The following is a 25011-nucleotide window of genomic DNA, read 5'->3' as shown; positions in this document are numbered from 1 at the left end:
AGGGTTTACAAAGCGTCGATGCCCTGTGTCCCGAAACCGCACCCTTGGACGCGACGACCGGATCAGCCCTTGTTCAGCAGAGCGAGATTGGCATCGACGACCGTGGGATCGGCCATGCCGGCCTTCGCTTCGAGCAGCAGCGCCCTGGCCTTCTTGCGATTGCCACGCAACAGTTGCGAATAGCCCATGTTGTTGACGATCTGCGGCTTGCGGCCGGCGACTTTCAAAAGCTGGCTGTAAGCACGGTCAGCAAAGTCGAAGCGGCCAAGTTCGTCATAGGAAGCGGCGAGCCCCATCCAGGCTTCGGCATTGTCGGCCTTCAACTCGACGGCCTTGCGGAAATGCTGTTCGGCGAGGCCGTAATTGGCGTCGCGAAACTGCGCCTTGCCTTCCGCCAGATCGGAGGTGTCGATTTCTTTTGCCGCCGGTTGGATGGCGGTGGTCTTGGTGGTATCGACGCTGCCCGTCGTACAGCCAGACATAATCAAGACGGCCGCCAACGCGGCCATTGCCGAGAAGTTACTGTGACGCATGCCCCTGCCTCATCGCCCGATTTGCCGGGTCGTTCTTCAGGAAACACACTACATCCGAGCAATTAAACTTCGGTGCCGAAATGCGCTTAAAATTAGACTTCGGGCACACCGGCCATTAACCACCAGGCCGCGAACCTTCGAGTGAAGGCCTGTTTCCTGAAGAATCTCTGCGGCAGGGACGCGACCGGCGTTCTCACGGCCCCAGCGCCTTGAGCGCCGCCGGAACCGGATAATGGCTGCCGTCATAACGCAGCCGATAGGTCCGCTTTACGGACTTGCCTGGATGGGACTGGCACTCGCCATTCTTGTCGGGCAACGGATTGTCGGTATCCGTTTGCTCGACCACCGTGATGTCGTGGTAGCCATGATGTTTCGCCGAGCTCATCGCCAGGCTGACCTGGCTGGTATGAAAGGACCCGGCGCAATTGGTATCGCCTTCGCCGCCATTGCCGGCCACGACGAGGCCGTCGAGCACCAACCGCAGGGCATCGCCGGCGAGGGCATAGAGCCGCAGGTCGGTTTCGCTGAAGGGATTGGGCAGCGAGTTGTTTGCCATTTCGATGCGCAGGCCAAAGGCGGTGACATCGGGCGACAGCGTGTAGCGGCCGGTATCGAATTCGACCTTGCGGATGGCGACGGCATCATCGTTCATCAGCCCCGGCTGCAGCAGGCGCTGGCGCACCTGCCGGCTCTTCCTGTCGACGACCAGGATCTCGATATCACCGACATGCTCGCCGTCGCCGGATTTGGCGCTGTCGATCAACGGCACTGCGACCAACAGCAGGTCGTCATGGGCCGGCCAGATCTTGCAGACCAGCCCCGGCGTATCGTCATCCGTGAGCGTCAGGGCGATGCTGATATGGGGTTCGAGTGTGAACGAGGCGCCGTCGCTGCTCTTCTGGGCCTTGGGATAGGCCTGCTGCACCAGGGCGGCGGCGTCGCCGCAATCGGCCGCGGCCCAGGCGGGTGACAGACCGGCAGTAGCGAGACCGAGGAAGAGGGTGCGCAACAGCATTCGCATGGGTTTCTCACTCATTTGCGGACTTTGCCGATCCCGATGTAGCGCTGTTCAGGCCGGCCTCACCTGGATATCGGCATTTCCTAGTGCGTCGTCATTTTGACGATGATCGGGATGATCGCAATCATCAGCACCACCGGCAGGATGCACACCGTCACCGGCACCGACATCTTGGCCGGCAGGGCGTGCGCCTTCTCCTCGGCCAGCGACATGCGCTTGTGGCGCATTTCATCGGAAAAGACGCGCAACGCCCCCGACAGGCTGGTGCCGAGCTCCTTCGATTGCTGCAGCAGCGTGGCGAAGGACCGCACCTCGTCCAGGCTGAGGCGGTCGGCGAGCGCCTTCAGCGCATCGTCGAGGCTGCGCCCGGCCCGCAGTTCCAGAGACACGAGCTGCAGGTTCTGGCTGAGCGCGGGATAGGTCTTGGCGAGTTCCTTGGAGACGCGCTCGATGCCGGCCTCCATGCTCATGCCGGCATCCGAGCAGACGATCATCAGGTCCATGAAATCGGGAAAGCCGTTGCGGTATTCGCGCCGCTTTTCCCGCCCCTTCTGGCTCAGCACCAGGCCAGGGAAGAAATAGCCCGCCACTCCCGACAGGATGACGAAGGCCCAGCGGCTGGCCATCGTCGAGTCGGGGCTGCCCAGCCATTGGTTGAGCACAAAAGCGCCGATCGCCGAGCCGACCAGCGCGGCGAAGCGTACGAGAAAGAACATGCCGACGGCGCGTGGCTCCATGTAGCCCGCCTGGATGAGCTTCATGCGCAACCGGGCGACATTTTCCGGATCGCTCTTGGCGTAGAATTCCTGCGCCCTCTTCACCGCCTTCTCGCGCACGATGCCGGCATTCTTCTTCTGCACCGGCTCAGGCTTCGTGGCCACTGGACCGTCATCCACCTTGAGCCGGCGCCTGACCTCGTTGTGGTCGCTCTTCGCCGCCACCATTGGCCAGGCAACCGCGACAGCGCCCAGAGCCAGCAGCAGGACGGCCGCCGGCATCAGCGAGGTCGGCGCAAGCGAAGCGAGGAATTCGATGAAGCCTTGCATGTCAGAACCTGAAATTCGACATCTTGAACATCATCAGATTGCCCAGCATCAGCCAGGCGATTGAGCCGCCAATCAGATACCAGGTCTTCGGCTCACCCCAGACGTCGCGGTAGAAGCCCGGCATCAGCGCCATGATGGCGGCAAACAGCAGCGCCGGTATCGCCGTCAGGATGTAGGCCGACATGCGTCCTTCGGTCGAAATGGCGCGCACCTTGCGGCGCAGCTTACCGCGCTCGCGGATCGTCAACGCCAAGCCGTCGAGGATCTCGCGCAGGTTGCCGCCCGAACTGGTCTGGATCGAGACGGCGGTAACGAACAGCGGCAGGTCCTCATGGCCGACGCGGTCGAACAGCGAGTTCAAGGCCGTAACCAGATCCGAGCCATAGGTCACCTCGTCGGCGATGACGCCGAACTCGGTGCCGATCGGGTCGGGCATTTCGCGCGACACCATGGCGATCGCCACCGGCACCGGATGGCCTGCCTTCAGGCCACGCGTGATCAATTCCAGTGCCTCAGGCAATTGCGTGCCGAACCGCTTCAGCCGGCGGCCGCGTTTGAAGCGCAGCGCCATCACTGGCAGCACCGGCACAAGCATGACAAACAGGATAAGCCCGAGCAGCGGCGGCATGCCGTACCAGATGGCTGCCAGAGCCGCGGCAAAAGACACGCCGCAGGTGATCATCAGGAATTTCGGCAGCGGCATGATCATGCCCGACTGGGTTCGCAGGGCGCGGAACCGGTCCGGCGAAAGCAGCGACGTACCGGCATCCAGGCCGCGCTCCTTGCGCAGCTGGACAAGCACCTGCTCCTGGCTGATCCTTTTGTCCTGCAGTTTCATGCGCCGGTTGATCGCGGTGCGCTTGTCGCTGCGGCCGGCAAAAAGCAGGTAGCAGGCTTCGGCAATCAGGATGCCGGTAAGCGCTGCCGCGGCATAGACGACATAGATCGCGCTGAGTCCGTCAAACACCTGGCTACTCCTGCGGCCGGCCGGGTTCGAAGTATCGTCCGGGGAACTCGATGCCCATGGCGCGCAGATCCTCGAGGAAACGCGGCCGGATGCCGGTCGCCTCGTAGTGGCCGAGGATCTTGCCGTCGGCCTCCATGCCGGTGCGCACGAAGCGGAAGATCTCCTGCATCTGGATGACGTCGCCTTCCATGCCGGTCACCTCGGCGACGCTGGTCACCTTGCGCTTGCCGTCGGACAGGCGTGTCAGCTGCACGATGAGGTCGAGCGCGCTGGCGATCTGGCTGCGGATCGACTGCACCGTCATCGGCATGCCGGTCATGCCGAGCATCTGCTCGAGGCGCGAGATGGCGTCGCGCGGCGTGTTGGCATGGATGGTCGCCATCGATCCCTCATGGCCGGTGTTCATCGCCTGCAGCATGTCGAAGGCTTCCTCGCCACGACACTCGCCAAGGATGACGCGGTCGGGGCGCATGCGCAGCGCGTTCTTGACCAGATCGCGCTGCTTCAGCTCGCCATGACCTTCGATGTTGGCCGGACGCGTCTCCATGCGCGCCACATGCGGCTGCTGCAGCTGGAGCTCGGCTGCATCCTCGATGGTGATCAACCGCTCGTCTTCCGGGATGAAGGCCGACAGCGCGTTGAGCATGGTCGTCTTGCCGGTGCCGGTGCCGCCCGAAATGATCGTCGTCTTGCGGGCATGCACGGCCGCCGCCAGCACTTCGGCCATGTTCTGGGTGATGGCGCCGAATTCAACCAGCTTGTGCAGGCCGAGCTTGTTCTTGGAGAACTTGCGGATCGAGACCAATGGTCCGTCGACCGCGACCGGGCGGATCGCCGCGTTGAAACGCGAGCCGTCCAGCATGCGCGCATCGACCATCGGCTGCGATTCGTCGACCCGGCGACCGACCGCGGCAACGATCTTGTTGATGATGCGCAGCAGATGCGCCTCGTCCTTGAAAGGAATATGGACCGGCGTCAGCTTGCCCTTCTTTTCGACAAAGCAGTTCTGGTGGCCGTTGATCAGGATGTCGTTGATATCGGGGTCCTTGAGCAGCGGCTCCAGCGGACCGAGGCCGACCATCTCGTCGACAATGTCGTCGACCAGCGCGTCAAGCTCGACGGTGTTGATCGCCATCCGCTCCTGCTTGGTCTTTTCCGACACGAAATCATGCACTTGCCGGCGCATCTCATCCTTGGGCAAACGCTCCAGCGCGACAAGGTTGATCTCCTCGAGCAGCAGCCGGTGGATACGCACGCGCGCATCAAGCACCTTGTTGGCATTCTTTGCCGGTGTTGCTTCCGGCTTTGCCGGCAGCGCCTTTCGGTTCGTCGGAATGACGACCGCATGATGCGGGACCGGCATTGGTTCGGCGGCGCGCTGCGGACGCGCATCGCGGTTCTGCAGGGTGGAAAAGCGGCTGGTCATCCGGCCTTCCTCTTCAGCAATCCCCGGCCCATGCCAAACAGCGAGCGCGATTTCGCCCGCGGTTGGACTGCTTCCTCCGGCAGGATGATCTTCTTCAGATCGTTGATGACATTGGCGTTCGGGTCGATCTCGTGCAGCGGCACGCCGCGATCGACCGCCTCGCGCACCAGCCGGTAGTTGTTGGCGATGCCGCCGACGAAATGCTCGCCGAGGATTTCCTGGACGTCCGCCTGCTTGATGCCATTGTCGAACATCTTCTGCTCGAAACGGTTGACGATGACGTTCGGCTTCACTTCCTTGCCGGCGGTCTCGTAGACCGCCTGGATCAGGCGCTGCGTGTGGCGCAGACAGGGCACCGTCATTTCGGCGACGATATAGAGCTTGTTGGAACCGAGCAGCACGGTCTCCGTCCATGGAAACCAGGTGCGCGGCATGTCGATGACGACATTGTCGAAATAGGCCGAAACAAGGTCCAGCATGCGCACGACGACATCGGTCTTGAACGAGCGCATTTCCGCCGGATGCGTCGGCGCCGCCAGCACGCAAAGGCCGCTGGCATGCTTCGACAGCATCACGTCGAGCAGTTGCCGGTCGAGGCGTTCGGGCTGGTTTTCGATCTCGGTGATGTCGAAACGCGGTTCGAGGTCGAGATATTCGGCACAGGCGCCCTGCTGGAAATTGAGGTCGACCACGCAAGTCGACGCGCCGCGCATCACCGAGTGATGCAGCTGGAAGGCGGTCTGCAGGGCCAGCGTCGTGGTGCCGACACCGCCGGCGGCCGGCATGAAGGTGTAGATCTGCGACTCGGTGTTCTCCTCGCGCCCGGGTCCTTGCAGCACACGCACCACGGAGCGGACGAGGTCGGCGGTGGTGATCGGCTTGACCAGGAAATCCGCGACCTTGAGCTGGACGAGGATGCGCACAGCGGCCGCGTTGAACTCCTGGGTGACGACGACGACCGGTGCCTTGCCCTCCAGCCGGCGCATGATGCGCTGCAGCGACTCGACCTCCTCCAGCCTTGCCGCATCCATGTCGACGATGACGGCGCCGAAGTCGGCTTCCTGGATCTCGCCGCGCAGCTCCGTGATACTCTTTTCCACTGTCGAGAGCTGGATGATTTCGGAGGCGGCGAATGCGGTCCGCGTATCCTGCACAAAGGTCCTGTCGGTCGATACGAGCAGGATCTTCCTGGTCTTGGTGCCGTTTGCCATTCTGTCAGCCTGTCAGGTCGATCGACCGTTGAATCAGTTGCCCGTGGATCAGTTGCTTGTGGTGGATTGCGACGCCTTCGCACTGGCCGCCTGATCGGGGGTGATGACCGCCGCTTCGCCGCGCTGGGCGGGAACAAGAAGTTTTGTCTTCTGGACACCGTATTTCCAGGGATCGACCATCTGCATGGCGGTGTTGGCGGCTTGCGCATTGCCAGCGGCGGACGACACCCCTTCGGTGCGCACATAGTCGTCGCTGGTGCAGCCGGCGGCGAGGCCGGCCAGCAGCAAGGCGATGCTCGATCTCAAGACCAGACGCATGGCTTCAATCCTTCGGCAGGTCGAGGAAATGCCCGACCGTGGTAACGGCAGCCGGCTGCGCGACACTGCCGCCGGCCATAGCCAGCGCGCGACTGGTGTCGGACGTCTTCACTTCCTCGGTGTTGTTGAGAAAATAGTCGACGTTGCTGGCCGGCTGCGTACCATCGGTCGGTTCGACGAGCTTCTTTGACGGGTCGACCGGCTTGACCAGATAGGGGGTGACGATGATGACCAGGTCGGTCTCGCGCCGCTGATAGGATTTCGACGAAAACAGCGCTCCAAGCACCGGCATCTTGCCGAGGCCGGGAATGCGCGACGTGGTGATGTCGTTTTGCGACTGCAGCAGTCCGGCGATCATGAAGCTCTGGCCGTTCTTCAGGTCGACCGACGTCCTGGCGCGGCGCACGATGAAGCCGGGCACCGAGATGCTGCCGATGTTGTAGGAGGATGACGCGTCGATCGAGGAGACTTCCGGCGCGATGTCCAGGCTGACCAACCCGTCCTTCAGCACCGTCGGCGTGAAATCCAGGCTGACGCCGTATTTCTTGTAGCTGACGGAGATCTTGCCGTTGTCCTCGGAAACCGGGATCGGGAATTCGCCGCCGGCGAGGAAGCTTGCCGTCTGGCCCGAACGGGCAATCAGGTTAGGTTCGGCCAGCCGACGCGCCAGACCGCGCTCTTCCAGCGCCTTGATGGCGATATCGATCGACACACCGTCCGACAGGAGCCGGCCGATGATCTCGCCGGTGCCGGCCGCCGGCACCGTGCCCGGATCGATCGTCACATCGCGTCCGCCGAGGCCGTAGGCGAAATTGGCACTGTATTTGGCCCCGAGATCCTGGCCCGCCTGGCGGTTGATCTCGACGAAGCGAACGTTGAGCTGAACCTGCTGCGACGACGAGATGTTGACCGAGTTGATCACCTCCTCGGTGCCGGAAAAGCGCGTCGCGATCTTGTTTGCCTTTTCGGCGGCGACCGCGTCATCGGCCTCGCCTGACAGCACGACACGGCCATTGGCCGAGCCGACCTTGATCCTGGCGTCCGGCACGCTGGCGCGGATGGTGCTGGCCAACTGGTCGGTGTCGAGCGTCACCTCGATGTCGACGGTGCCGACAAGCTGCTTCTTCTCATCGAACAGCGCGATGCCGGTGGTGCCGAGATTGTTGCCGAGCACGTAGAAGGATTTGTCGGTCAACGGATTGACGTTGGCGATCTCCGGATCGCCGATGACGATCTGGTAGAAGGCGGCGTTGGTCATGATCGTCTTCGGCTTGCCCTTGGCCACCTTGATCGACGCATTCTTGGTCGACGACACGTAGACGATGTCGTTGTCGGCCCTGGCCGAGGTGCCGAAGGCGAGCATCCCGGCAGCCGCCAGCGAAGCCGCGACAGCCACGGTGCGCAAAACGCGCAACCGTCCCATGACCCGATATGTGATCAGCCCGAACATTGTCCCGTCCCTCACCCAGTCCCCACTGGCTTCTATTTCTGGTCCGGCGAAGGAACCTGGTATTCCTCGGCCTTTGTGCCGCGCGTCACGATGACCGTCTTGAATTTCGGTTTCTCCGGCCCTTTCGCCACGGCATTCAACAACGAACTGGCCGCCGCCTGCACATTCGAAGCGACCGATCCACCGAAGGAAGAGATGGTGGTGACGCCGTTCTTGCCGTCACCGCCTTCGCTGGCGGAGCGAAGCGACAGCGACAGCGTGCCGACGGTGCGGGCCAGCGCCACTTTTTGCGCGCCTTCGGTCGTCACCTCGATGGTCACGGAATTGGCAATCTGCGGCGTGGTCTGGCGCGAGTCGGCGCCCTGCCCGACGCTCAGCACCTTGGCATCGGAGACGACGATCTCCGAGGTGACGGTCGAACCGGCAGCGCCTTGCGCATTCTTGGCCACTTCCTGGATTTCGCCGGCATCGCGCGTCAGCACGACATCGACCCGGTCGCCCGGCGTCACGAAGCCGCCGACACCGGCGATCTCGTCGGTGCGGATGGTCACCGCCCGCATTCCGGGCGTCAGCATGTTGGAGAGCGTCGCGCGGCCATTGGGCCCGGACAGCTTGGTGAGCAGCACCGGTTCGTTGACCTCGATCGGCGTCAGCACCACGCGATTGCCGTCGCCAAGCAACCCATCGATGGTCGGGAAGGCGCCCTGCGGCAGGGAATCCTGCGGCCAGGGGATTTCGCTGAGCTTGGTGCGGTCGAGTTCCATGCCATAACGCAACGGGGCATTGGCCACCACGATGGTCTTGAACTCGATTTTGGGTGCCGCGGGAACGGCGATCGACGCCGTCTTCTCTTCGCTATCGGCCTTGGCCTGGCTCTTGACCCAGAAATCCGCGGCAAAGATCGAGATCGCGCCGAAAACGGCGGCGATGCCGATCATCGAAATGGCCTTGCCCCTCACGCCGAAACCCCTGATGCCCGCAGTTTCTTGTTTTGTTGGGCCCACGCTAGGCGGCATTGTTAAAGAATCAGGAATCTTGTGCGGCGGCATTTGACCTATTTCCGCCGGCTTGGTTATCGAATGGTTTTGGGTTAAGACGGAGCAATTCCCCGAACGGAACAGGAACCTCCGTCGCTTGGCGCTGAAAAGCGTGGCAGTATCGCGAGGTGATTCGCAGCATCGGACTTCATGGCAGGCATGGACGACAACAACGATCTTTTCGGCAACCTGGACAAGCAGCCGCAGCCAGTGCGCACGCCGGTGCGCCCGGCGGATCCGCTGGTGCAAGCGACCAAGCGTCCTGCCGCGACCAAGGATGGCAGCGAGGGCTATAGCGCCGCCGACATCGAGGTGCTGGAAGGGCTGGAGCCGGTGCGCCGCCGGCCAGGCATGTATATCGGCGGCACCGACGACAAGGCGATGCACCACCTGTTCGCCGAGGTCATCGACAATTCGATGGACGAGGCGGTCGCTGGCCATGCCACCTTCATCGATGTCGAACTCTCGGCCGACGGCTATCTCGCCGTCACCGACAATGGCCGCGGCATCCCCGTCGATCCGCATCCGAAATTCAAGAAGCCGGCGCTCGAAGTGATCATGACGACGCTGCATTCGGGCGGGAAATTCGACTCGAAGGTCTACGAGACATCAGGCGGCCTGCACGGCGTCGGCGTTTCCGTGGTCAACGCGCTGTCCGACCATCTCGAGGTCGAGGTCGCGCGTGGCCGCCAACTCTATCGCCAGCGCTTTTCGCGCGGCGTCCCGGTAACCGGCCTGGAGCAGCTGGGCGAGGTTCACAACCGGCGCGGCACAAAAATCCGCTTCCACCCCGATGAGCAGATTTTCGGCAAGGGCGCGGCATTCGAACCGGCGCGGCTCTACCGCATGACGCGCTCGAAAGCCTATCTGTTCGGCGGCGTCGAAATCCGCTGGACCTGCGATCCGTCGCTGATCAAGGAAAAGGACCAGACGCCGGCCAAGGCCGAGTTCCATTTTCCCGGCGGCCTGAAGGACTATCTCAAGGCATCGCTCGGCGACGAGTTCCAGGTGACGCGCGAAATCTTCGCCGGCAAGAGCGACAAGCAGGGCGGCCATGGCTCGCTCGAATGGGCGGTGACCTGGTTTGGCGGCGACGGCTTCATCAATTCCTACTGCAACACCATCCCGACCGCTGAAGGCGGCACCCACGAGGCCGGCTTCCGCAACGTGCTGACACGGGGCCTGCGCGCCTATGCCGATCTCGTCGGCAACAAGCGCGCCTCGATCGTCACCTCGGAAGACGTCATGATCTCGGCGGCGGGCATGCTGTCGGTGTTCATCCGCGAGCCGGAATTCGTCGGCCAGACCAAGGACCGGCTGGCGACCATCGAGGCAATCCGCATTGTCGAGACCGCGATCCGCGACCCGTTCGACCATTGGCTGGCCGACAATCCGCAGGAGGCCTCGAAGCTGCTCGAATGGGTGATCGCGCGCGCTGACGAACGGGTGCGCCGGCGTCAGGAAAAAGAGGTGTCGCGCAAGAGCGCGGTGCGCAAATTGCGGCTGCCGGGCAAGCTCGCCGACTGCACGCAAAATGCCGCCGCAGGCGCCGAACTGTTCATCGTCGAAGGGGACTCGGCCGGCGGCTCGGCCAAGCAGGCGCGCGACCGCGCCAGCCAGGCCGTGTTGCCGTTGCGCGGAAAAATCCTCAACGTCGCCAGCGCCGGCAACGACAAGCTCGCCGGCAACCAGCAGATTTCAGACCTGATCCAGGCGCTCGGCTGCGGCACGCGGTCGAAATATCGCGACGAGGATTTGCGCTATGACCGCGTCATCATCATGACCGACGCCGACGTCGACGGCGCCCACATCGCCTCGCTGCTGATCACCTTCTTCTACCAGGAGATGCCGGCGCTGGTTCGTGGCGGCCACCTCTATCTGGCGGTGCCGCCGCTCTACTCGATCCGGCAAGGCGGCAAGGTCGCCTATGCCCGTGACGACGCGCACAAGGACGAGCTGCTGCGCACCGAATTCACCGGGCGTGGCAAGGTCGAACTTGGCCGCTTCAAGGGCCTGGGCGAGATGATGGCCGCGCAGCTCAAGGAAACCACCATGGATCCGAGGAAGCGCACATTGCTTCGCATCGATGTCATCGACGCCGAGGCCGCGACCAAAGACGCGGTCGACGCGCTGATGGGCACCAAGCCGGAAGCCCGCTTCCGCTTCATCCAGGAACGCGCCGAATTCGCCGCAACGGAAGTGCTGGATATATAAGCCGCACCCGGTCTATCTGTTTGTTTTGACGGAATTCCGGACGGAAATCCGTTTCACACTTTTCCTGAAATTGCTCTAGCTTGCGCTTCCGATACGGAGACCAGCACGTGATCCGGGCGCGGCTGAAAGGCTATTTCGAGACCAGTTTGGCCGGGCTGACGCAGCCGACGCGTTCAGACTGGATTTTCGCCCTGCGCACCGTTTCGGCCGGCCTGATCGCGCTTCTGGCCGCCTACGCCCTCAAGCTCGACCACCCGCAATGGGCGATGATGACGGTGTTCATCGTCGCCCAGCCCGTCGCCGGCATGGTGCTGGCGAAAGGCTTCTACCGGCTGCTCGGCACGCTCGCCGGCGGCATAGCTGCGATCGGCATCACCACGGTGTTCGGCACCGGCCCCTGGGTGCTGGTGACGGTGCTTGCCGTCTGGATCGGCATCTGCACCTTCGTCTCATCGCTGCTGCGCAATCCCGAAGCCTATGGTGCCGCCCTTGCCGGCTACACCGCGATGATCATCGGCCTGCCTGCCTTCGGACAGCCGCACCTCGTCGTCGACCTTGCGGTCGCACGCTGTGCCGAGATCGTGCTCGGCATTGTCTGCGCCGGCCTGACCAGCCGGCTGATCCTGCCAAAACTGGCCAGCGACGCCATCATCTCGCGGCTGAAACGCTGCATCCTCGATCTTGCCACCTATGCCGGCGGCGCATTCTCAGGCGGCGATCCGGCAACGCTGTCGGGCCTGCACCGAAAGCTGGTCGCCGACACCCAGACGCTTGGCGAGATGCGTGCCTATGCCAGGCTCGAAGCACCGAGCTTCGCGCCGCGCGCGCATCCGGTCCGGCGCACCATTGGACAACTTCTCTCCGCCCTGTCGGCGGCACGCGCGCTGCATTCCCACGCTGCCCCGAAAAATGCGGCGCTCATTCCGGTGCGCTCGGAGTTGCAGGCCCTTGTCAGCGAACTGGCAGCCAAACCCGGCGCGCTGGACGACACCTCACCCTGGGTGGCCCGGCTCGACGCGATCTCGGTCAAGGCACGGCAAATGCCCGACGCATCGAGAGATCAGGGCGACGACAGGGTCGGCACCATCACCCGCCTCACCATCGCCGCCGATTTCGCCGAGGCGCTCAAGCAGGTGCTGCGCGGCCTCGACGCCTTGCGCGCGCCTGCCACGCGCCCGGCCCGGGGCAGCAGGCAGCCCGCGCTGGTGGTGCATCGCGATTACCCCGGCGCATCGCGCAATGCGGTGCGCGCTTCCCTGGCCACGTTGCTGGTCGCGGCCTTCTGGCTGACGACGAAATGGTCGGAAGCGGCCGGTACGGTCATTCTCGTTGCCGTCGTGTCGAGCCTGTTTGCCGCCCGCCCCGACCCGGTGCAAGTGTCCTGGGGCTTCTTCAAGGGAACGCTGCTCGCCCTGCCCTTTGCCTTTCTCGTCGGCCAGATCGCACTGCCCGCTTTGCCCGGCTTCGGCTGGTTCATGCTGTTTGTCGTGCCTATCCTGGTGCCTACGGCGCTGGCCATGGCCAATCCACGCTATGTCGGCGTGGCGACGGCCTTCGCCATCAACTTCCTTGCCTTCCTCAGTCCGCATCAGGGGATGACCTATGATCCTGGCCCGTTCTTCGCCGGTTCGGCGTCGGTCCTTGTGGGCATCCTGCTGGCGATCGGTGTCTTCATCGTCGTGCTGCCCGCCGATCCGTGGCTCGCGGCCAACCGCATCGTGCGCGCCATGCGCGAGGACCTGGCGCGGCTTTGCCTGCATGAGCGCGTGCCGAGGCGTTCGGCCTTCGAGAGCCTCGCCTATGACCGCATCAACCAGCTGATGCCGCTGGTGCAGAATGCCGGCAGGAAGGGCGATGCGGTTTTGGGCGGCGGCGTCGCCGCCGTCACGGTCGGCCTGGAGATCCTGCGGCTGCGCGGCGCAAGCCAGGGCCATGCCATCCCATCCGAGACCGCGCTGTCTATCGCCAACTTCCTGAGGGGACTGGCGCGCGAACTGCTCTTTCGCGCCCCCGGCGATCCGCAGACGTCGACCATCACTGTCGCGCGGGACTATGCGGCGAGCATCGCGCAGCGCAACGGCACTGGCGAGATGCTGCAGATCGCGGCATCGCTGCGCATCATTGCCGCCGCGATGGAGGATTTTCCGGACTTTTTTGCGAAGGATCGGAGCTAGGGTGGCTAAGTGTATTCAGGCAGGAGACAGCCATTCGCAGGCCGGCACCACCTGAGTAATCGATACACTTCAGGCCGCGGCGATCGCCAGCGCATGGCCCCGTGCATTTTCACGCAGCGCATCGAGATGGATCGACTTGACCAGCGCGGCGAGATCGCCTTCCGCGGACTGTCCGCCCAATTCCTTGAGCATCAGCCAGCTGACCTCCTGCACACCAGCGACGCGCTTGCCATTGGCCACCTCGCGCCAGATCTTCAGTGCGCGCAGGATGATGGCATGCGTCACGGCGGCGAGACCGGCGCTGCGGAACAGCGCCTCCAGAGCCACATCGTGCCCGCCGGCAAGCAGCCCCCTCACCCTTTGTTCCGACTGCTGGCTGAGCGCGACCAGCGCCGAGCCGAAGAAATCGACCTTGCCATGCGTGATGGTGCGGATGAGAAAGCTGGCGGTGAGATCGCCGCGCAGCCTGAGATGCTCGATGAGCGCCGGATGTTCTTCCTGGCGCGTGCCTTCGATCAGCGTCACCGAAGCCTTGACGCAGGCGTCGCGCATGACGCGGTCGGCTCGCGCCGCGCCCATCATCGCCATGACCAGCGGCGACGTTTTCAGCATCTCGCCAAGCTTGACGAGCAGCATATGCCGACAGTTGGCAGGCAGGCGGGCATCCGATATCAGCGCCTCGCGCACCAGGGGCAGATGGCCGTGGCGTTCGGCCATGCGGCGGAAGCTGAGCGAGGCGATGTCGGCGCCGGTGTTGGCGAGCAGCACGGCGCAGGCTTCCGCTTCGCCGATCTCGGCGATGGCCGCCGACAGCGCCATCGAAACCAGCGGCCGGTCGGCGATCAGCTTTTGCGTCACCTTCGGACTGCTGGCCACGCGGTTGATCAGATCGGCGTCGGTCAGCAGCGGCGAGCGCGCCAGCACCACGCCGGCTACTTCCGGCTGGTCGGAGGCCAGTGCGCTGATGATCTGCAAGGGCGCATGGGGGCTCATGGACAGCGCCTCGGCCATCGCCAGCCGCACCTTCGACGATGCGTCGTCGAGCAGCAGCGTCAGCGCCGCCTCGGCGGCGCAGCGGTCCTCGAAAGGCAGGTCGGAATTGACGTAGGCTCGAGCCAGAGCATTGGCCGCGGCGGCCCGCTCCGAGACCCTGGCCGTGCAAATCCATCTCAAAAAATGCGAAACAACCATACCGCCTGCTTACGCCCCTTGCCAGAATGCTCCTGGCCCCGTGCAGACGGTAGGCAGAAATGGTTTACGAACGGTTCACCATGTTCATTAACTGGCTTGCGAGCCCTGAATGCAGCGCCTATCAACCCCATAGGCAGCAGAGGAGCAGGATATGGCCGGACTTTATCTCCAGGAGTTCGTCGTCGGTCATGTCTTCCAGCACACACTGCGCAAGACCGTCACCGAGAGCGATAACATGCTGTTTTCGGTCATGACGCTGAACCCGCAGCCGCTGCACATCGATTTCGAGTTTGCCGCGAAGAGCGAATGGGGCAAGCCGCTGGTCAACTCGCTGTTCACGCTAGGACTGATGATCGGCATTTCGGTTAACGACATCACCGTCGGCACCACGGTCGCCAATCTCGGCATGAAGGAGACCGTGTTTCCGCATCCGGTCTTCCATGGCGACACCATCCGGGTCGAAACGACGGTGATTTCGGTGCGCGAGTCCAAGTCGAAACCCGACCGCGGCATCGTCGAATTCGAACATCGCGCCTACAACCAGAACGGCGATCTCGTCGCCAAATGCACCAGGCAAGCGATGATGCTGAAGAAGGCTAGCTGACGAATGCGTTCGCTGCTGTTCGTCCCCGGCGATTCCGAAAGGAAGCTGGAAAAGGGTTTTGGCGCCGGCGCCGACGTGGTTATCGTCGATCTTGAAGATTCCGTGGCGCCGCAGAACAAGCCGCTGGCGCGCGAGATCGCGGCACGCTTCATCATCGAACGCCGGGCGCAAACCAGCTCGGCGATCTACGTGCGCGTCAACGATCTGTCGACCGGCATGACGGATGACGATCTGGCGGCGCTGGTTTCAGGCAAGCCCGACGGCATCATGCTGCCCAAGTCGAACAGCGGCCAGGATGTGCAGCATCTCTCGGTAAAGCTCAGGGTTCGCGAGGCCGAAAGCGGCCTCGCCGACGGCGCGATCAAGATCCTGCCGATCATCACCGAAACACCGGCGGGGGTGCTGGCGGCGGCGACCTATGCCGGAACGAGTGCGCGGCTAGCCGGTCTCACCTGGGGCGCCGAGGATCTATCGGCGGCGATCGGCGCGCGCATGGCCCGCGACGAGCGCGGCCGCTACACTGATGTGTTCCGCTTCGCCCGCACCATGACCATCCTTGCCGCGGGCGCGGCGGAAGTCGCGGCGATCGACACCGTATTCCCGAATTTTCGCGACATGGCGGCCTTCGAAGCGGAATGCGCCGAGGCCGAGCGGGATGGCTTCACCGGCAAGATGGCGATCCATCCCGACCAGGTGCCCGTCATCAACGCCGCTTTCACGCCGTCGGCCGAGGCCGTCAAACAATCGGCGGCAATCGTCGCGGCGTTCGCGGCGGCGGGAAATCCCGGCGTCGTAGGCATCGACGGCAAGATGTACGACCGCCCGCATTTGCGGCTGGCCGAGCGGCTTCTGGCCCGCGCCAAGTCGGCGGGCATTTCAGCTTAGTCTTCACTCCAGCGCGGCCGACGCATCGAAAACACCTCGCTGACGCTGGCATAGTCCATATAGCCGAGGCGAGCGACGTTGCCGGCCTTGGTGATATCGAACAGGCCATCCTTCAGGAAAGCATCGTCGATGTACACGCCGACCACTTCGCCGGCGACGACGACCGCGCTCGTTGGCGATCCATCCAGCGCCTTTGGCCGAAAGACCTCTGTCACCCGGCATTCGAGCGCCGCAGGTGCTGCAGCCACGCGCGGCGGTTTCACGAGGCGCGAAGGCGCCATGGCAAGATCGGCATGGGCGAACTCATTGACGCCGCGCGGCGCATTGACGGACGTGCGGTTCATCTTCTCGGCGAGATCGCGGCTGACGAGGTTGGCAACGAACTCACCGGTTTCCTGGGCGAAGGCAGCGCTGTCCTTCTCGCCTTCGGAGGAAAACCACACGATGAACGGCCGCGTCGAAACGGCGTTGAAGAAGGAGTATGGCGAGAGGTTGATCTCGCCGGCTCCGTTCATCGTCGATATCCAGCCGATTGGGCGCGGCGCCACGATCGCTTTCGACGGGTCGTGCGGCAGCCCATGACCCTTTGACGGCTCGTAGAACATTAGCCGTTCCACGGCCCCGAATAATCGGCATAGAGCTTTGACGGATCAGGCCGCGGCCGCTCCGGTGCCGGACCCGCATAGGAGCCGATATGGATGAAGCCAATGACGCGCTCCTGCGGTGCCAGCCCGAGCAGCGCCCTGCCCTCCGGCACGTCCGAATACCAGTTGCTGATCATGTTGGTGCCGTAACCCAGCGCATTGGCTGATATCATCAGGTTCATCGCCGCCATGCCGCCCGACAAGAACATCTCCCATTGCGGGATCTTTGGATTCTCCCTGGGGATCGACACCACACCGATCACCAGCGGTGCGCGCGAGAACCGCGCCAGTTCCTGGTTGCGGCGGCCTTCCCGCAAAGGCCCCTCCCGCTGCTCGGCAAGCGCTGCCAATTGTCTGCCGATCTCGACGCGGGCGTCGCCACGATAGAGGATGAAGCGCCAGGGTTCGAGCCGGCCGTGGTCGGGCACCCGCGAGGCAGCAGCGATCATCGTCGCGATCTCCGCATCGCTCGGCGCCGGCTCCTTCAAATCGGGGATCGGTGCGGAGTTCCGGCTCAGCAGGAAGTCGATGATCGGCGACGCCATGGGCGCAAGTCTCCTGAAACATTCTGTTTTGAGCTGAAGCGCGCCATCGGTAAGTCGGGCGGCTCGGGCATTGGCGCGAGGTGCGCCGGACGGAAGAGTCGTAGGGATCGGACTCTTAAGCCTTGAAATTGCCACCGCCATGGGCTTCAACGCAAGGCATGTTTGAGGGGACACTGCGTCTTTTCCTGGTCTGGCTCGGCGCCCTGCTGTTCATGGCGCCGGTTTCGCTCGCCGTAGCACAGAATGCGGACGGCGTTGGCGATCTCAAGCTTCCCGGAATTTCGAGCTATGCGACGCCGAAAAGCGAAAGATCGCTGGCGCTCGGCAGCGGCGGCGCCATCACCCTGTCCGCCCAGTTGACCGACAAGGGCGCCGACATCACCCGCGGCATCGTCTGGCGCGTCTTCAGGCCCGAGGCCGTCAACGGCAAATTGCCGATGGTGGCTTCCGCGCATGGCGGCACCGCCGTCTTCCAACTCGAACCCGGCAGCTATCTGGTTCATGCCTCTTATGGCCGGGCCGGTGCCACCAAGCGCATCACTGTTGTCGGCAAGGACGCCAAGCGCGAAAGCCTCGTGCTCGACGCCGGCGGCCTGAAGCTCGACGCGGTTCTGTCTGGCGGGGTGCGCATTCCGCCGAAGAATCTGCGCTTCTCGATCTACGAGGGCACTGCCGAGCCGAATGGCGAGCGCGCGCTGATCATCCCCGATGTCGAACCCAACAGTGTCGTGCGGCTCAACGCCGGCACCTACCACGTCGTCTCGACCTATGGAGCGGTCAACGCGGTGATCCGCTCCGATATCCGCGTCGAGGCCGGCAAGCTGACCGAAGCCACCGTCGAACACCACGCCGCCGAGATCACGATGAAGCTGGTGCGCGAAACCGGTGGCGAGGCGATCGCCGACACGTCCTGGTCGCTGCTCAACGAATCCGGCGATCCGATCAAGGAAACCGTCGGCGCCTTTGCCTCGATGGTGCTCGCCGAGGGCGACTACACCATCATCGCCAAGAACCGCGACCGCATCTACCAGAAGGATTTTACGGTCGTTGCCGGGCAGAACCAGGAAATCGAGGTTCTGGCCACCGAGGCTGCGGCAATGGACCCCGAGGAAGGCGCAGACTAACCTTCCACCGCAGGTTTGCTGATTTCAGGCCGCCAGTTTGGTCCGCGCTGGGAGAAACGGGAGCCGGCGACGCGGCACGGCCGGCGCCAGGTCGAAGACGCCGCGATAGAGGCGGTCGAGCAATGCCTTGCGGTCGCGCAACGGTTCGAGTTCGCTCCAGCTCAGCACGTCGCCGACGCGCACGTCGATCGCCTTGCCGGACAGCCGCGCGAATTCGTGGATGAGCAGCGAAGTGCGCAGCGTCAGCGAGGCCTTGCCGACGAATTTCGCCAGGCGGCCATCGCTCTCGGCCATGTTCATCGGGCCGCTGACCAGGTGGAACAGCCGGCCATTCTGTCCGGAAAAATGCATCGGAATGACCGACGCCTTGGCGTCCTGGACGAGACGGGCCGGAAACATCTTCCACGGCAGGTCGCGCGCCCGGCCAAAGCCCTTCGGCGCAGTGGCGACGCCGCCGGCCGGAAACACCACGATGGTGACGCCCTCTTTCAGCAGCCGCACCGCTTCGTGGCGCACGGCCATGTTGTTCTTCAGGGCGTCCTTGGTCTCGGAAAAATCGATCGGCAGCGAGTAAGGCTCCATCTCGCGGATCTTGAGCAGGTCCTTGTGGATCATCACCCGGAACGGCCGTCCCAGTTGCTCGGCGAGCGACAGCACGGCAATGCCGTCGCCAATGCCGAACGGATGGTTGGCGACAATGACCAGCGGCGTGTCGGGTAGTTTTGCCGGCGGCCACTGATCCGCGGTCCGCACCCGGACGTCGATCAGGTCGAGCATGCGGCTGAACACTCGCTCGCCGGTCGGCACGACCTGGCGGCGCCAGAAGTCATAGAGTGCGGTGTAGCGGTCGCGGCCCGACAGGCCTTCAACCGAATGAATGAACCAGCGTGTCAGCGCCGGCTTGGCGCGGATTGGCATAGGACAGCTCGGGAAAGGGTCGTTCGCGCAATTTCAGCTTGAGCATAGGGGCTCGTTACAAGGTCGGCGTGACAGGGAGATGAAAATGGCGGTGGATCGCTCCACCGCCATGTCGTTGGACACCATGCCGATCAGGCAGCGCGCTTGCGCCGGCGATCAGGCGTGATCGCCTCTTCGGTCAATTGCGCGATCGCCTCGGGAAGGCCAAGCGATTCCTGGTCGCGAGATCCGAGCCGGCGCATGTTGACCGTCTGCTCCTCCGCCTCGCGCTTGCCGCAGACGAGGATGACCGGAACCTTGGCGAGCGAGTGTTCTCGGACCTTGTAGTTGATCTTCTCGTTGCGCAGATCGGCTTCCGCCAACAGCCCGGCGGCCTTCAGTTTTGCCACCACCTCGGTCGCGTAGCCGTCGGCGTCCGACGTGATGGTCGCCACCACCACCTGCAGCGGCGCGAACCACAGCGGGAAATGACCGGAATAGTTCTCGATCAGGATGCCAAGGAAGCGTTCCATCGAACCACAGATGGCGCGATGCACCATGACAGGCTGCTTCTTCTCGGAATCCGAGCCGATGTAGAAGGCACCAAAACGCTCCGGCAGGTTGAAGTCGACCTGCGTCGTGCCGCACTGCCATTCGCGGCCGATGGCATCCTTCAGCACATACTCGAATTTCGGCCCGTAGAAGGCGCCCTCGCCCGGATTGATCGAGGTCTTGATGCGATTGCCGGACCTTGTCCTGATCGTCTCCAGCACGCTGCCCATGATCGCCTCGGCGTGATCCCAGGCCTCGTCGGTGCCGACGCGCTTGTCAGGCCGCGTCGACAGCTTGACGCTGATCTCGTCGAAGCCGAAATCGGCATAGGTCGACAGGATCAGATCGTTGATGCGCAGGCACTCAGACGCCAGCTGCTCCTCTGTGCAGAAGATATGCGCATCATCCTGCGTGAAGCCACGCACGCGCATCAGCCCGTGCAGCGCGCCCGATGGTTCGTAGCGGTGCACATTGCCAAATTCTGCAAGTTTTACGGGCAGATCGCGATAAGACTTCAACCCATGCTTGAAAATTTGCACATGGCCCGGACAGTTCATCGGCTTCAGCGCGAAGACGCGATCGTCATCGGTGTCGTCGCCGGCGACCGTTACCTTGAACATGGCGTCGCGATACCAGCCCCAATGGCCTGAGGTCTCCCACAGGCTCTTGTCGAGCACCTGCGGCGCGTTGACCTCCTGATAGCCCTGCTCGTCGAGGCGGCGGCGCATATAGTTGACCAGGTTCTGGAACATCTTCCAGCCCTTGGCGTGCCAGAAGACGACGCCCGGCCCCTCTTCCTGGAAATGGAACAGGTCCATCTCGCGGCCAAGTTTCCTGTGGTCGCGCTTCTCGGCTTCTTCCAGCATCGTCTGATAGGCTTCGAGCTGCGCCTGGTCGGCCCAGGCGGTGCCGTAGATGCGCGTCAGCATCGGATTGTTGCTGTCGCCGCGCCAATAGGCGCCAGCCACCTTCATCAGCTTGAAGGCGTTGCCGATCTGGCCGGTCGAGGCCATGTGCGGACCACGGCAGAGGTCGAACCACTCGCCCTGCGCGTAGATCTTGAGGTCCTGATCCGCGGGGATGGCGTCGATCAGTTCCAGCTTGTAGCGCTCGCCCTTGTCGGCAAACACCTTTTTCGCTCTGTCACGCGACCAGACTTCCTTGGTGAACGGCTTGTTGCGCGCGATGATCTCGCGCATCTTCTTCTCGATCACCGGGAAATCGTCGGGTGTGAACGGCTCGTTGCGGGCGAAGTCATAATAGAAGCCGTTCTCGATCACCGGCCCGATGGTCACCTGCGTCCCCGGCCACAGCTCCTGCACGGCCTCTGCCAGCACGTGTGCCGTGTCGTGGCGGATGAGCTCCAGCGCGCGCGGGTCGTCGCGGGTGACGATCTCGACCTTGCCGGACTTGCCCAGCGGATCGCTAAGGTCGCGCACGGCGCCATCGATGCTGTAGGCGACCGCTTTCTTGGCCAGCGATTTCGAGATCGATTCGGCAAGGCCGGCACCGGTCATCGCCGCGTCGTAGTCACGGACGTAGCCATCGGGAAATGTCAGGGAAACGGAATTCAGCACGGGGTTCTCCTATCCAGTCCCGCAAACGAGCGCGGGTGGTCGTGGGTAAAGCCGGATGCGTCCGGCAGCGGGCGGGTTTTAGAGGCAGCGCCGCGTCAGGTAAAGAGCGCTGATTGGCCTAGCTGTCAGGAAATGTCGCCAGAAATGTCGCAGGCCGGTCGTCGAGTCTTGCGAACATCGCCGGCATCGGCTGGAATTATCGACATGGAAGACGCATCCCCCAGCCAAACCGCCCTGCGAGTCGCGCGCTTGAGAGCGCTCCATCAGATTTCACCGCAGGCGGCGCTGTTTCGTGACCCATACGCGATTGCGATTCTCGGCGAAGGTGGTCCCGCCGATCAGCAACTTGCGCAAGAAGATACCCACGGCCGGCGCATGCGTCTGTTCGTGGCGGCGCGCGCCCGCTTTGCCGAGGATTGGCTGGCAGCAGCGGTGCGCCGTGGCGTCCGCCAGCTCGTCGTGCTTGGCGCCGGCCTCGACACGTTTTCACTGCGCAATCCGTACCCTGACCTCGCTGTGTTCGAGGTCGATCACCCGGCAACCCAAGCCTGGAAGCGCAGATGTATCGCCGATGCCGGTCTTGCCGAACCGCCGGCCACCACTTTCGTGCCCGTCAATTTCGAGCGGCAGCGTCTGGCCGAGGAACTGGCGTCGGCCGGATTGAAGTCGACCGAGCCAAGCTTTTTCATGTGGCTGGGGGTCGTGCCCTACCTGACGAAAGACGCGATCCACAGCACGCTGTCCTACATCGCAGGCACCCCAGGGTCGGAAGTCGTATTCGACTACAGCGAACCGTCTGAGCATCGCGATGCCGCGGGGCAAGCCGCCCTGGCTTTTTATGCGGCGCGCGTCGCGGCTCTCGGGGAGCCATGGATCAGCTTCTTCGTTCCGGGCGAACTGGCGAAATCTCTGCGCCACCTCGGATTCGATGAGATCGAAGATCTCGAGAGCGGCGATATCGCCGCCCGCCTTTCCGGGGCACCGAAGGGAACGACGACCAACTCCGGTGGCCATATCATCCGCGCGCGCCGATCAGCGACAGTGGCATCTTGAACGTCGAAGCCGGGCTCTGGTCGCACACACCATCCTGGTAGAGCGTCTTGCCGCTCGCGACATCGAGGATCAGCGTGCATTGGACGTCCCCAAGCGGCGCCGATTGCGCGCGCAGCGGAAATCCCAGCAGCCAGGCGAGCAGGAACAAGATCCCGGCAAAGATGAAGGGAAGACGGTCGACGTTACGCATTTGATGCTCGCTCCAGAGGGGTCCACGAGCGGCTTAGCGAAGTCTCTTGTCTCGATTTTGTCTCAAATGCGCAGTCTTTGTGCAGCCTGGCGTTAACCCTACCAGATCGTAAACGGCAAGGCCGCACAGGCTTGGCAGGCTCGATCAGCCTTGCGCCTGGCCGCGCTTGCCGCCGATCCGCCAGTACCGCCACGGCGCGAACCAGACATAACGATCCGCCAACACCTCCGGCACGCGGTCAATACCATGCGTGCCGAACGGCCCGCAGCGCAGCACCCGGAAAAATCCCATCCACCCGCCGGCCCACAGGCCATGACGGGCGATCGCCTCATGCGCATATTCGGAACAGGTCGGCAGGTGCCGGCAGGAATTGCCGACAAAGCCCGACAGCGTCAGCTGATAGAGTCTGACCAACGAAGTACCCAGGACCCGACCCGGCGTCTTGCGCCACGGGCCCGGCCAGTTGCGGCCGCGCTTTGGCGGTCCGGCACTATGCGCGTGCCCATGCTGGTGGCCCACCGTTTTCTCCGTATCGCGTTCCAAAGCGATAGATGTGAGCTTCTCCCTGAGAACGCAATCCCCACACTTGCCCTCCCTGTCGTCACGGACGGGAGCGGCGAAACGGCTGCCTGTCAACCGACGGCGCCCAGCGGCCAGGGCTGACCGGCCCTTCGCGGCGCCTTGCATGCCCTTCGTCGTCACGCCATTGAAACGTTACGATCCGCATGACATCGCCAAAGATGCTCATTATCTGGATCATGGTCATGTCTCCTTTGACGCGATTAGACCGCCGCTGGCCATCGCCTTCAAACGAGTATAATTTCCACTTCGGATAATCCTGGGTTATGCGAATGAAGCGCGGACGCCTGCCGCTGACGGCATTGAGGAGCTTCGAGGCGGCGGGCCGGCATCTGAGCTTCAGCAGGGCCGCCGAAGAGCTTTTCGTCTCGCAGGCGGCGATCAGCCGGCAGATCCGCGAGCTCGAGATATTCCTGCACCGGCCCCTGTTCGAACGTCACCATCGCCGCGTCGAACTGACCGACACGGGCCGCCGTCTTCTGGATCAGCTCGTCAGAAGTTTCGACGCCATTGACACCTTACTTGGGGAACTGGTGGCAACGCCGGCGCAGTCCGTGGTTCGTGTCAGCGTCGAGCCATCACTTGCATCCATGTGGTTGGTACCCCGGCTCAATCGGTTTCGCGAATTGCGGCCCGATATCGACGTTTCTCTCGAAGTGGATATAAGGCCGATCGAGTTCCGCAGCGATCAGCCCGAACTGGCCTTGCGCTTCAGCGCGCATGCCACTTCGTGGCCACGCAGCGAAGCCGAGCGACTTGCCTCGACAGCCGATTCACCGGTGCTGTCGCCGGCACTGCTCGCCGCCGGCCCTGCCCTCGAGAAGCCGATCGACCTTGGCCGCTACACGCTGTTGCACGAGGAAAACCGTCAGGGTTGGGCGCGCTGGTTCGAAGCGGCTGGCGTGCCCGCCGATGCCGTGCCCGCGCGCGGCCCTATCCTGGCTGATACGTCGCTTTCAAGGCAGGCCGCCCTGCTCGGACATGGCGTGGCGCTGGGCGATCTCTTGCAGATCGGTGGGGAAATCGCATCCGGCGCGCTGATCAAGCCGTTCGACATCGACGTCGCATCCGGCGCCTACTGGCTGGTGGCCAGAAGCTTGCGCGATCTCTCGGAGCCAGCCGCGGCCTTCGCCGACTGGGTAAGAAGCGAATTTGCCGAAAGCAGACGGGCACTGGAAGCGCAGGCTTAAGGCGGGCTTCCTAGGCGGCACTCTCGCTACTTTGCCTTCAGGCCGCTTGTTCGGCGCGCTTCTTCTCGATCTGGCCGATGGCATCGACGACGGCGTCGAAGGTCAGCATGGTCGAGGCATGCCGCGCCTTGTAGTCGCGCACCGGCTCCAGATATTTCAGGTCCGCGAAGCGGCCGTCGGGCGGGGTGCCATTTTCCTTCAGCATCCTCAGCATGGTGTCGCGCACGGCGCGCAATTCCTCGGCACTCGCACCGACGACATGCTGCGCCATGATCGAGGATGACGCCTGGCCGAGCGCACAGGCCTTCACGTCGTGGGCGAAGTCGGTGACCACGCCGTCCTCCATCTTGAGGTCGACGGTGACGGTCGAGCCGCACAGCTTGGAATGCGCTTTTGCGGTCGCGTCAGGATGCTCGAGGCGGCCGATGCGGGCGATGTTTCCGGCAAAACCGAGAATTTTCGCATTGTAGACGTCGTTTATCATTATTTTCCAATCCGTCGCCGCCAAGCGAACAGCGATTGCCGCTGTCGTGTCTTCCTTTCGCTCGTCATGACCATATATAATGCTGGCAGTCCGGTATCGACA

Annotated in this window: 23 protein-coding genes and 2 pseudogenes; 8 read left to right on the top strand and 17 right to left on the bottom strand. The window is 63.4% G+C overall.

The window, feature by feature from the left end; all coding sequences use genetic code 11:
- Positions 1-62 precede the first annotated feature (62 nt).
- The 9 genes from ACFSOZ_RS29945 to cpaB all read right to left on the bottom strand — a co-directional run bounded on the left by ACFSOZ_RS29945 (position 63) and on the right by cpaB (position 8928).
- Entirely contained in the window at positions 63-533 is a 471-nt protein-coding gene (locus ACFSOZ_RS29945) for a tetratricopeptide repeat protein (protein WP_379104037.1), read from the bottom strand.
- Positions 534-726: 193 nt separating this feature from the next.
- Entirely contained in the window at positions 727-1569 is an 843-nt protein-coding gene (locus tag ACFSOZ_RS29940) for a PA3715 family protein (protein WP_379104035.1), read from the bottom strand.
- A gap of 65 nt (positions 1570-1634) precedes the next feature.
- A complete protein-coding gene (locus ACFSOZ_RS29935) occupies positions 1635-2597 on the bottom strand; it encodes a type II secretion system F family protein (protein WP_379104033.1) in 963 nt (320 codons plus the stop codon).
- Between the two features lies 1 nt (position 2598).
- Entirely contained in the window at positions 2599-3564 is a 966-nt protein-coding gene (locus tag ACFSOZ_RS29930; RefSeq protein WP_379104031.1) for a type II secretion system F family protein, read from the bottom strand.
- A gap of 4 nt (positions 3565-3568) precedes the next feature.
- Complete coding sequence (locus ACFSOZ_RS29925) at positions 3569-4990, bottom strand: CpaF family protein (protein WP_379104029.1); 1422 nt, start codon at positions 4988-4990, stop codon at positions 3569-3571.
- On the bottom strand, positions 4987-6201 hold the full coding sequence (locus tag ACFSOZ_RS29920) for an AAA family ATPase (RefSeq protein ID WP_379104026.1): 1215 nt from the start codon (positions 6199-6201) through the stop codon (positions 4987-4989). Before ACFSOZ_RS29920 ends, ACFSOZ_RS29925 begins: the two co-directional genes overlap by 4 nt.
- Positions 6202-6249: 48 nt before the next feature.
- Positions 6250-6519, bottom strand: coding sequence for a hypothetical protein (locus ACFSOZ_RS29915; RefSeq protein ID WP_379104023.1), 270 nt, complete (start codon positions 6517-6519; stop codon positions 6250-6252).
- Between the two features lie 4 nt (positions 6520-6523).
- Complete coding sequence (locus tag ACFSOZ_RS29910; RefSeq protein WP_379104020.1) at positions 6524-7969, bottom strand: type II and III secretion system protein family protein; 1446 nt, start codon at positions 7967-7969, stop codon at positions 6524-6526.
- Positions 7970-8001: 32 nt separating this feature from the next.
- A complete protein-coding gene (cpaB, locus tag ACFSOZ_RS29905; RefSeq protein ID WP_379104017.1) occupies positions 8002-8928 on the bottom strand; it encodes a Flp pilus assembly protein CpaB in 927 nt (308 codons plus the stop codon).
- 237 nt (positions 8929-9165) lie between these two features.
- On the opposite strand from cpaB, the gene parE reads away from it, so the two are divergent.
- Positions 9166-11220, top strand: a complete 2055-nt coding sequence (gene parE, locus ACFSOZ_RS29900) for a DNA topoisomerase IV subunit B (protein ID WP_379104550.1) — start codon at positions 9166-9168, stop codon at positions 11218-11220.
- Positions 11221-11327: 107 nt separating this feature from the next.
- The gene (locus ACFSOZ_RS29895) at positions 11328-13394 is read left to right on the top strand and encodes an FUSC family protein (RefSeq protein WP_379104015.1); all 2067 of its coding nucleotides are present in this window, start codon (positions 11328-11330) and stop codon (positions 13392-13394) included.
- A 69-nt stretch (positions 13395-13463) separates the two neighbouring features.
- Here the strand turns inward: ACFSOZ_RS29895 and ACFSOZ_RS29890 are convergent, their stop codons facing one another.
- Entirely contained in the window at positions 13464-14585 is a 1122-nt protein-coding gene (locus ACFSOZ_RS29890) for a DUF2336 domain-containing protein (protein ID WP_379104013.1), read from the bottom strand.
- 151 nt (positions 14586-14736) lie between these two features.
- On the opposite strand from ACFSOZ_RS29890, the gene ACFSOZ_RS29885 reads away from it, so the two are divergent.
- Both ACFSOZ_RS29885 and ACFSOZ_RS29880 read left to right on the top strand, forming a co-directional pair.
- Positions 14737-15189, top strand: coding sequence for a MaoC family dehydratase (locus ACFSOZ_RS29885; protein ID WP_379104011.1), 453 nt, complete (start codon positions 14737-14739; stop codon positions 15187-15189).
- A gap of 3 nt (positions 15190-15192) precedes the next feature.
- A complete protein-coding gene (locus ACFSOZ_RS29880) occupies positions 15193-16074 on the top strand; it encodes an HpcH/HpaI aldolase/citrate lyase family protein (protein ID WP_379104009.1) in 882 nt (293 codons plus the stop codon).
- On the opposite strand, the gene ACFSOZ_RS29875 is transcribed toward ACFSOZ_RS29880, so the two are convergent.
- Both ACFSOZ_RS29875 and ACFSOZ_RS29870 read right to left on the bottom strand, forming a co-directional pair.
- Positions 16071-16679: a flavin reductase family protein gene (locus ACFSOZ_RS29875; protein ID WP_379104007.1), complete on the bottom strand. Its 609-nt coding sequence runs from the start codon at positions 16677-16679 to the stop codon at positions 16071-16073. The genes ACFSOZ_RS29880 and ACFSOZ_RS29875 overlap by 4 nt on opposite strands.
- Positions 16679-17263: a nitroreductase family protein gene (locus ACFSOZ_RS29870; protein ID WP_379104004.1), complete on the bottom strand. Its 585-nt coding sequence runs from the start codon at positions 17261-17263 to the stop codon at positions 16679-16681. Before ACFSOZ_RS29870 ends, ACFSOZ_RS29875 begins: the two co-directional genes overlap by 1 nt.
- A gap of 158 nt (positions 17264-17421) precedes the next feature.
- Between ACFSOZ_RS29870 and ACFSOZ_RS29865 the strand changes: the two genes are divergently transcribed.
- A complete protein-coding gene (locus ACFSOZ_RS29865; protein ID WP_379104002.1) occupies positions 17422-18387 on the top strand; it encodes a hypothetical protein in 966 nt (321 codons plus the stop codon).
- A 24-nt stretch (positions 18388-18411) separates the two neighbouring features.
- Here ACFSOZ_RS29865 and ACFSOZ_RS29860 read toward each other — a convergent pair.
- Both ACFSOZ_RS29860 and thrS read right to left on the bottom strand, forming a co-directional pair.
- A pseudogene (locus ACFSOZ_RS29860) lies at positions 18412-19351 on the bottom strand (lysophospholipid acyltransferase family protein).
- Between the two features lie 85 nt (positions 19352-19436).
- Positions 19437-21413, bottom strand: coding sequence for a threonine--tRNA ligase (gene thrS / locus ACFSOZ_RS29855; RefSeq protein WP_379104000.1), 1977 nt, complete (start codon positions 21411-21413; stop codon positions 19437-19439).
- A 204-nt stretch (positions 21414-21617) separates the two neighbouring features.
- Here thrS and ACFSOZ_RS29850 point away from each other — a divergent pair, with 204 nt between their 5' ends.
- Positions 21618-22466 carry an SAM-dependent methyltransferase gene (locus ACFSOZ_RS29850; protein ID WP_379103998.1) on the top strand — a complete coding sequence of 283 codons (849 nt, stop codon included), beginning with the start codon at positions 21618-21620 and terminating at the stop codon, positions 22464-22466.
- Here ACFSOZ_RS29850 and ACFSOZ_RS29845 read toward each other — a convergent pair.
- Positions 22441-22656: pseudogene (locus ACFSOZ_RS29845) on the bottom strand (class D beta-lactamase); the annotation flags it as partial. The gene ACFSOZ_RS29850 and the pseudogene ACFSOZ_RS29845 sit on opposite strands and share 26 nt — an antisense overlap.
- Before the next feature lie 144 nt (positions 22657-22800).
- A complete protein-coding gene (yidD, locus tag ACFSOZ_RS29840; protein WP_379103995.1) occupies positions 22801-23175 on the bottom strand; it encodes a membrane protein insertion efficiency factor YidD in 375 nt (124 codons plus the stop codon).
- A gap of 166 nt (positions 23176-23341) precedes the next feature.
- On the opposite strand from yidD, the gene ACFSOZ_RS29835 reads away from it, so the two are divergent.
- Both ACFSOZ_RS29835 and ACFSOZ_RS29830 read left to right on the top strand, forming a co-directional pair.
- The gene (locus tag ACFSOZ_RS29835) at positions 23342-23476 is read left to right on the top strand and encodes a hypothetical protein (protein WP_379103993.1); all 135 of its coding nucleotides are present in this window, start codon (positions 23342-23344) and stop codon (positions 23474-23476) included.
- Positions 23477-23507: 31 nt separating this feature from the next.
- On the top strand, positions 23508-24425 hold the full coding sequence (locus ACFSOZ_RS29830; RefSeq protein WP_379103991.1) for a LysR substrate-binding domain-containing protein: 918 nt from the start codon (positions 23508-23510) through the stop codon (positions 24423-24425).
- A 37-nt stretch (positions 24426-24462) separates the two neighbouring features.
- Here the strand turns inward: ACFSOZ_RS29830 and ACFSOZ_RS29825 are convergent, their stop codons facing one another.
- Positions 24463-24909 carry an iron-sulfur cluster assembly scaffold protein gene (locus ACFSOZ_RS29825; protein WP_379103987.1) on the bottom strand — a complete coding sequence of 149 codons (447 nt, stop codon included), beginning with the start codon at positions 24907-24909 and terminating at the stop codon, positions 24463-24465.
- Positions 24910-25011 lie beyond the last annotated feature (102 nt).

It is taken from the genome of Mesorhizobium newzealandense (assembly GCF_042682145.1).
Lineage (GTDB): Bacteria > Pseudomonadota > Alphaproteobacteria > Rhizobiales > Rhizobiaceae > Mesorhizobium > Mesorhizobium newzealandense.
This window is presented reverse-complemented; position numbering and strand designations above follow the sequence as displayed.